This is a genomic window from Simiduia aestuariiviva, from assembly GCF_014192475.1.
Classification (GTDB): Bacteria; Pseudomonadota; Gammaproteobacteria; order Pseudomonadales; family Cellvibrionaceae; genus Simiduia; species Simiduia aestuariiviva.
Genome location: NZ_JACHXZ010000004.1, coordinates 273,886 through 281,209, shown reverse-complemented (window position 1 = coordinate 281,209; position 7,324 = coordinate 273,886). Strand labels below are relative to the sequence as shown.

Genomic DNA, 7,324 nt, shown 5'->3' with positions numbered 1-7,324 from the left:
TATTGATGAGCAAGGAGCCTTTCATGGCTGAAACAAAAAAAGGCGCGGCGTCACCCAAACTCACCTGGGATGACAGCAAAATGCGAAGCACCTATGCAAATGTGTGTAACGTGTCCAGCACCCGTGAAGAGGTGACCTTATTGTTTGGCACGAACTCCACGTGGCACACGGGGCAAAAGGAAGTGGCGATTTCGCTCACTGATCGCATTATCCTGAATCCGCACGCGGCAAAACGTTTGAGTGTATTGTTAGGCAAGGTGGTAGACGAGTATGAAAACCGTTTTGGTAAAGTGGGCGATGCTCCTTAATTGGTAGCTTGGCTAGCCGCACAATAGACCTAAAAGGCAAAGCCCAAGCTTTGCCTTTTTTATCTCTAGCTGAAAACGGTTTTGTCTGAAATATCACGCTCAAAATTGTTGACTGGATCATCGCTAATATGCACGAAATACCTAAGGCCAATGTGCACCTAGTTGAACGTCAAAGCGTATCATTAGACGCTTTGAATCAACTCGCGGAACAGCCTCAGTGGGCAGACTATTGGCTGCAATTTGTCTTAACAGAAATTCCTGCACTTGCGTCGGCATTATTGACCTTAACTGAAGCCGGCGAATCATTAAAGCCAACGGCACTGTGGCCGAATCCCTGCGCTGATATACAGGAACTTGGCAATCTTATTGAAGATAGCATCGAATGTCAGCGAGCCATTGTGGTGCCACCTGCACAGGGTACATCTGTCTGCGGATTAGCCTATCCAGTATCAATTGATGAACGCATTTGTGCCGTCTTTGCTTGCCGTTTTGACTACGGCGATGCGGAGATTGAGTCGGTACTGAGCCAAGTCGAAAAAGTGTGTTTGTGGCTAGAAGTAAGACTCCGGAAGCAATTATTGGAGCAGCAACGCCAGCGGGGAATGCAACAAGAGCAGCTGCTCGACGGCATCCTGACAATGAATAAATCACAGGCAATAAATGAAGTCGGCCTTCAATGGGCCGATTACTTGGCTAAAACCTATAGCTGTGATCGCGTGTGTATTGGTGAAGTTCATGGCGGCGAGGCGGTACTGCAAGTTGTGTCGGGCAGCAGTGACCACGCACTCAATAGCGCTGTCACAAAAAAAATACGGCTTGCTATGCAGGAGGCCATTGATCAACAGCGACGGCTCTGCTGGCCACGCAAAGACGACGATGTCGGAATATATGTACAGCTCGAAAAGTTGTCGGTAGCACAAAATAATGCGTGTATAGCCTGTGTGCCGGTTTTTGCTAATCAAAAGTCCTACCTTGTGCTTACATTTGAGCGCCCTGCAACGGTGAGTTTTTCAATCGCGGAGCTGGATGCTATAGATGCACACCTTTCTCTAGCTGGCGCCTGCTATGAAACCAAGCGATTGGCTGATCTATCAATTTGGCAGGTATTGGCACGAAGACTAAAAGTCCAACAAGAGAAATTGTTTGCGCACGGTTACGTAAAGCGAAAAGTTGTAGCATTGTGTGTGCTTGCTTCAGTGCTATTTTTTAGTGTGGTCACTGGTAACTACCGTATTAGTGCTGACGCAGAGCTGGAGCCGTCCGCGATACGCTTGATATCAGCGCCCTTCAGCGGCTATTTGAAAAGTGCGAATGTGCGCGCTGGCGATCAAGTTGCGAAAGGCGCCGAGCTTTTGGCAATGGATGACCGCGATCTTAGGCTTACTAAAATTCAGGCGATTAGCCAGCTTTCCCAGGCCAATAAGCAATATACAGAGGCGCTGGCAGAAGGAGATAGGGCGCAAGCGCAAATATTTTTAGCCAAGGTCGAGCAAGCGAAAGCCCAGCTGGCGTCTGCGGATCGCGATCTAGAGCGCGCACGAGTTCAGGCGCCTTACGATGCATTGGTGGTCAGCGGCGATTTAAGTCAACAGGTAGGCGCGGCAATTAATCAGGGCGATGAGTTGTTCAGAATTTCTCCGATGACGGATTACCGGCTCATTTTATTCGTTAGTGAATTCAATATTGCCGAAGTGGAGTTGGGGCAGCGTGGGCGCGTGGTATTTTCATCGGCAACAGACCACACCTTTAATTTTGAAGTGACTAATTTAACGCCAGTTGCTGAAGTGCGTGACGGCACTACGGTGTTCCGAGTCGAGGCCACCTTCGAAAATGACAACCAGGTTTTTCGACCGGGCCTGGTAGGCATTGGAAAAATTGAGGTGGGTGAGCAACTTTTGATAGATATGTGGACCCGGGATCTACGCCATTGGCTTTCGCTGAAGCTGTGGTCCTTCTGGGGGTAGCATGGGGCTGTTCAGCAAAAATTGGTATTTAGTGGAAAAGCTGACGCCGCGCATAAAGCCGCAGGTTGATGTAGCCCCCCAGCCAAAGCGAGGCGAAATCTGGTACACCCTGCGGGATCCCGTTGCAGGCACCGTACAACTTTTTTCACCGCAGGCCTATCAGGTAGTGGGTCTAATGAATGGCGAGCGCAGTTTAAATGATATATGGACGTTGGCCGGCGATCAGCTAAAGCACGATATGCCAACTCAGGAAGATATCATCTCCTTGCTTGCAAGCCTTTACCAAGCTGACATGATTTACCTCAATGTGCCTGCAAATGCCCGTGATCTCTTCACTCGCCGCGGACAGAAGAAAGAGCGAAAGTCCTTACAAAAAGTCTATTCGCCGATTTCGTTACAAATCCCATTGTTCGATCCGACCCGATTATTAGATTCACTGTGCCCGGTACTCGATCCGTTGTTGAAGCCTAGAGTTTGGCTGCTCTATCTAGCCATCTTGGCGTGGGGCTGTTTCATCGCAGTGCAGAATTTTGAAGCATTGACGAGCAATATGGCTGATCGATTATTAGCGGCCGAGAACTTAATGTTGTTGTGGTTGCTTTATCCACTGATAAAGATCATCCATGAATTAGGGCATGCTTATGCCGTGCGTCGATATGGCGGGCAAGTTCACGAAGTAGGCATCATGTTCTTGGTGTTTTTTCCAATGCCTTACGTCGATGCCTCCGAGTCCGCAGTGTTCACCGATAAGCGTCAGCGCATGATGGTTGCGGCTGCGGGCATAATTGTGGAGCTGTTCATAGCGGCGTTGGCGGTGATTCTTTGGAGCTATGCCAGCGACGGCTTATCAAAGGCAATTTTATATAACATTGCCTTTATGGCTGGGGTATCCACATTGCTGTTTAACGGTAACCCGTTACTTAAATTTGATGCGTATTACATTCTGTCTGATTATTTAGAAATTCCCGGTTTGGCAAAAAAGTCGGTGTCTTATTGGGGGTTTCTGGTTAAAAAATACCTTTTTGGGTTTAAGGAATTAGAAGATCCAAGCAGCGATAAGCGCGAAAGGTATTGGCTGTTTTTTTACAATCTATTTGCATTTTGCTACCGAATCTTCATCAGTATTTCAATTTTCCTTTTTGTTGCCGCGCACTATTTTATCGCGGGCTTGGTGATAGGTATTTGGACACTCATTTCTAGCTGGTTTATTCCGTTTATGAAAACCGTATCTCTACCATTTCGGGAACAAGTATTTCGCGTACAGGGGCGAGATCCTAAATGGGTGGTTGGTTGCACTGCGCTAGGGCTTTCTAGTCTACTTTTCCTGTTGCCAATGCCCTATAGCTATACAACGGACGGGGTGGTGTGGCCAGATGAATCGAGGCGAATTTACGCATCTGAGTCAGGCTTTGTGGCGTTTATAGAGCGATCTGATAGTGATCAGGTGACCCATGAAGACCTGTTATTTGGCTTAGAAAATCATGAACTGAAAGACAGCGCAGCGCTCTTGGAGGCGCAGCTTCAGGAGGCGCGTGCACGTGTTCGATCGGCCTATGCAGATCGTACCAAATCGCTGCAATTGGCAGCCGAAATGCAGCGGTTTGAGGAAGAGCTGGACAGTGTTAAGTCTGCGCTAGCGAATACCCAAAAGTATGCACCCGCATCGGGTCAGCTGGTATACCAAAAGCGGCCGTTTGAGCGGGACCAATTTATTCGGCGCGGTGAACTCATTGGCTATGTAATTGATAATAAGGATGCTAAAGCGGATGCTGCAATGCCTTTATCGGTTCGCACGGCCTTGCCAGAGTATCAGGCAGATGTTGTATTGGATCGATTGCAAGGAGTGGTGGTTCGTAAAGCGGTCGACCGCTCGACGACTTTGTCGGCAGCGTTAGATACCGTAGTGCCCAGAGTTAGCAAAGTATTACCCAGTGCGATTCTCACAGAGACCGGTGGTGGAAGCATTGTAATTGATCCCTCTAGCACAGAGGAAATACGCGCTGTCGAGAACTATATAACGCTAGATGTGGCTGTTACATCCGGAAAACTACTGCGAGTCCACGAACGTGTTTACATCAAATTTCAATTGAGTCCAGAGCCATTGGGTTGGCGTTGGTATCGCGAACTGCGACAAGTGTTTATTGAGCAGCTAGATGTTTAACCGCTTTCCAAGACGTATACCCACATCGGAGCAGCTGCGACCGGAGCGCCCAGCGTTGGCCTTGTCGTGGTTCGATAGGCTGGCTCGCAAGGTCTACATCGTGATTTTCTGGCCCTTGCTTCGGTTGTGCTTGCGGCCCTCGCACTTTGCTGCGCAAGTGGTGCGGGCATCTGAGGCGTTGGCACAACTTAACGAGGCTGAGTTCTTACAGAAATTGACGGCATTGCGCGCTGAATTGACTGGCAAGGCGCTCAATCGCCAGCGTGTTATAAGCGCATTTGCATTGATTAGAGAGGCCTCAGGGCGATCTCTAGGTATGCGACATCACACCACTCAAATAAAAGCGTCTTTTTTCATGTTGCAAGGCATGATGGCTGAGATGGCGACCGGTGAAGGTAAAACCCTCGCCTGTACGCTAGCTTCTGCAACTGCGGCGTTGGCGGGTATTAAGGTTCATTTAATCACCACAAATGATTATTTGGCGGAGCGCGACTGTGAGGAAATGCAGCCCCTATTCAAGTATTTAGGGTTGCATTGTTCGGTCATAATCAATGAGCGCACGTTAGCAGAAAGACAGACATGTTACGCCGCCGACATCGTCTATACCTCGAATAATGAATTGGTTTTCGATTATCTTAAGGACAGCATAGTGTTAGGCGAGGCTCGAGGCGCCCATGACATCTATAGGAATCAATTGAAAGGAATCGCGACTATCGATCGTCTGATGCATCAAGGTCTGGTGTTTGCCATAGTGGATGAAGCGGATAGTGTGTTGATCGATGAGTCGCGCACGCCGCTCGTGATATCAGGCGGAGAAGTGGCCCTAAAGGACAGTGAAGCGTTGCTAAATGCAGTAATGAGTTTCACCCAAGATCTGGTAGAGGAATTAGATTTCTTTCTCGATGAAAAAAACCGACGAGCAGTCCTTACGGATCGCGCGCGTGACGCGATTGAGGCGCGTGACTGGTGTTATGAGGGCGCGCCGAAGGGTTGGTATCTTCGAGCGCGGGCAATGGAATTAGTGACAATGGCGCTGAGTGCGCTGCATTTTTTTGAACGCGATAAGCATTATATTGTGCGCGACGATAAAGTCATGATTGTAGATGAGTATACGGGGCGGCTAGCTGAAGATCGCTCTTGGGAGGGTGGTCTACATCAACTGATCGAGATTAAGGAATCCTGCGAGCTCACCAGCCCGCAGAAGACGTTGGCTAAAATAAGCTATCAAAAATTCTTCCGGAAGTATTTCTACCTGTCGGGTATGAGTGGAACAGCGCAGGAAGTGGGGCATGAACTTTTTGGGGTCTACGGTTTGCGTTTGGTGAAGGTGCCGCTGCTTCGGGCAAGTCGTCGTAAGCTATTGAAACATCAAGTTGTGCCGACCTTAGCTGAGAAAGAATCTCGCATTATCCAGGCCGTTGAGCGTGAGATTGCCAAGGGCCGCAGTGTCTTGGTTGGTACTGCAACGGTCGCCCTATCTCACCGGCTTGAAGAGCTTATGATCGCTGCGGGAATTCCGGTGCAATTGCTCACTGCTAAGCAAGACGCCGATGAAGCTGCCGTTGTGGCGGCCGCAGGGCAGCCGCGGGCAGTTACCATTGCCACTTCTATGGCAGGTCGTGGAACCGATATTAAGCTCCATAATGACGTGCGTGACGCTGGCGGCTTGCATGTCATCATTGCCGAGCTACAGGATGCGCGCAGAATAGACCGGCAGCTTGAAGGCCGCTGTGCGCGCCAAGGGGATCCAGGTAGTGTAGAGTACATTTTGTCTCGACAAGATCCTTTGGTGCAGGTGTATGCGGCTCGAGTTCAGCAGGCCTTGAGCCCATTTTTATCACTGCCGATGCTTGGCAGTTGGTTGGGTTTTAAAATTCAACGCTTTGCGCAGTCGAGATTGGAACAACGGCATCGCATTGAGCGAAAATTTACATTGCGTGGGGATGAACGGGAACGCAATCTATTGGCGTTTCTAGGTGACGATGACTGGCGTTAAGACGTCATCGCAACTACGCAAAATTAATGGAAGTAATATGACGCTGAAAATATGTGTTGGCATAGCTGTTTTGTTAACGAGTCAGATGGCAGGTGCTCAAGAAGACAGGCTATCAGCAATCGGTTGCATGATAGAGCCCAGTGTACGTATTGATGTAAGTAGCCCCGTGGGCGGGGTGCTCGATTCGGTCAATGTCGCTGTTGGTGAGCGCATAAAAAAAGGGCAGCAATTGTTTTCATTGCGTTCCGACGTTGAAGCAGCGGCAGTAGCCTTGTCAAAAGTGCGTGCAGAGTTTTCCTTGCGGCAATATGAACGCAATGAGGGCCTATATCGTGATGAACTCATTTCAATTCACGAACGCGACGAATTCAAAACGGAATTTGACGTAGCATTGCAGGAACTTGAGCAGGCTAAGGCCGTTCTCAATTTACGCAAGGTGGTTAGCACTATTAACGGTGTGGTGATCGATCGTTTTGTCGAGCCCGGTGAATTTGTAACAACAGAGGCAGTACTGGCTATCGCGTCCCTCAACCCATTGCGTGTGGAAGTTGTGATGCCTTTTGACTCCTGGGGCGTGGTGAAAGAAGGTCAAAAGCTAAGGGTGTTTCCCGCTGAACCGGTAGGCGGGGAAGTGAGCGCGCGCATCATTTTAGTGGACCCCATCGTCGACGCCGCCAGTGGTACCTATAGAGTACGAGCGGAAATCGACAATAAAAACGGTCAGTTGCCGGCGGGTATCGAGTGCCAAGTTGCGCTTGGCAATTAAAAAAGCCCCCACGCTGGTTGGGTAAATGCGTGGCAGGGAAAGTGTGTAATTAGAGAGGGATGAGCTCCCGTTGGTCGCTGGTCTTCGCTTTGCTCCGGCTCGAACCTGGGGTTCGAACGAAACGCTGCG

General features: G+C 49.4%; 5 protein-coding genes. All 5 read left to right on the top strand.

Annotated features, from left to right (window positions below; all coding sequences use genetic code 11):
• The first annotated feature begins 23 nt into the window (after positions 1-23).
• The 5 genes from FHS30_RS14325 (at position 24) to FHS30_RS14305 (ending at position 7,195) form a co-directional block, all read left to right on the top strand.
• The gene (locus FHS30_RS14325; RefSeq protein ID WP_183911199.1) at positions 24-308 is read left to right on the top strand and encodes a DUF3467 domain-containing protein; all 285 of its coding nucleotides are present in this window, start codon (positions 24-26) and stop codon (positions 306-308) included.
• 128 nt (positions 309-436) lie between these two features.
• Positions 437-2,272 carry an efflux RND transporter periplasmic adaptor subunit gene (locus FHS30_RS14320; RefSeq protein ID WP_183911198.1) on the top strand — a complete coding sequence of 612 codons (1,836 nt, stop codon included), beginning with the start codon at positions 437-439 and terminating at the stop codon, positions 2,270-2,272.
• 1 nt (position 2,273) lies between these two features.
• Positions 2,274-4,433, top strand: coding sequence for a site-2 protease family protein (locus tag FHS30_RS14315; protein ID WP_183911197.1), 2,160 nt, complete (start codon positions 2,274-2,276; stop codon positions 4,431-4,433).
• On the top strand, positions 4,426-6,429 hold the full coding sequence (locus FHS30_RS14310; protein WP_183911196.1) for a preprotein translocase subunit SecA: 2,004 nt from the start codon (positions 4,426-4,428) through the stop codon (positions 6,427-6,429). The genes FHS30_RS14315 and FHS30_RS14310 overlap by 8 nt, the downstream gene beginning before the upstream one ends.
• 127 nt (positions 6,430-6,556) lie before the next feature.
• Positions 6,557-7,195 (top strand): efflux RND transporter periplasmic adaptor subunit, encoded by a 639-nt coding sequence (locus tag FHS30_RS14305; RefSeq protein ID WP_183911195.1) that lies wholly within the window; start codon positions 6,557-6,559, stop codon positions 7,193-7,195.
• Positions 7,196-7,324 lie beyond the last annotated feature (129 nt).

What these genes read in the sequence shown, in the direction of transcription:
- FHS30_RS14325 (WP_183911199.1), top strand. Translation starts at nt 24, where the DNA reads ATGGCTGAAACAAAAAAAGGCGCGGCGTCACCCAAACTCACCTGGGAT.
- FHS30_RS14320 (WP_183911198.1), top strand. Translation starts at nt 437, where the DNA reads ATGCACGAAATACCTAAGGCCAATGTGCACCTAGTTGAACGTCAAAGC.
- FHS30_RS14315 (WP_183911197.1), top strand. Translation starts at nt 2,274, where the DNA reads ATGGGGCTGTTCAGCAAAAATTGGTATTTAGTGGAAAAGCTGACGCCG.
- FHS30_RS14310 (WP_183911196.1), top strand. Translation starts at nt 4,426, where the DNA reads ATGTTTAACCGCTTTCCAAGACGTATACCCACATCGGAGCAGCTGCGA.
- FHS30_RS14305 (WP_183911195.1), top strand. Translation starts at nt 6,557, where the DNA reads ATGATAGAGCCCAGTGTACGTATTGATGTAAGTAGCCCCGTGGGCGGG.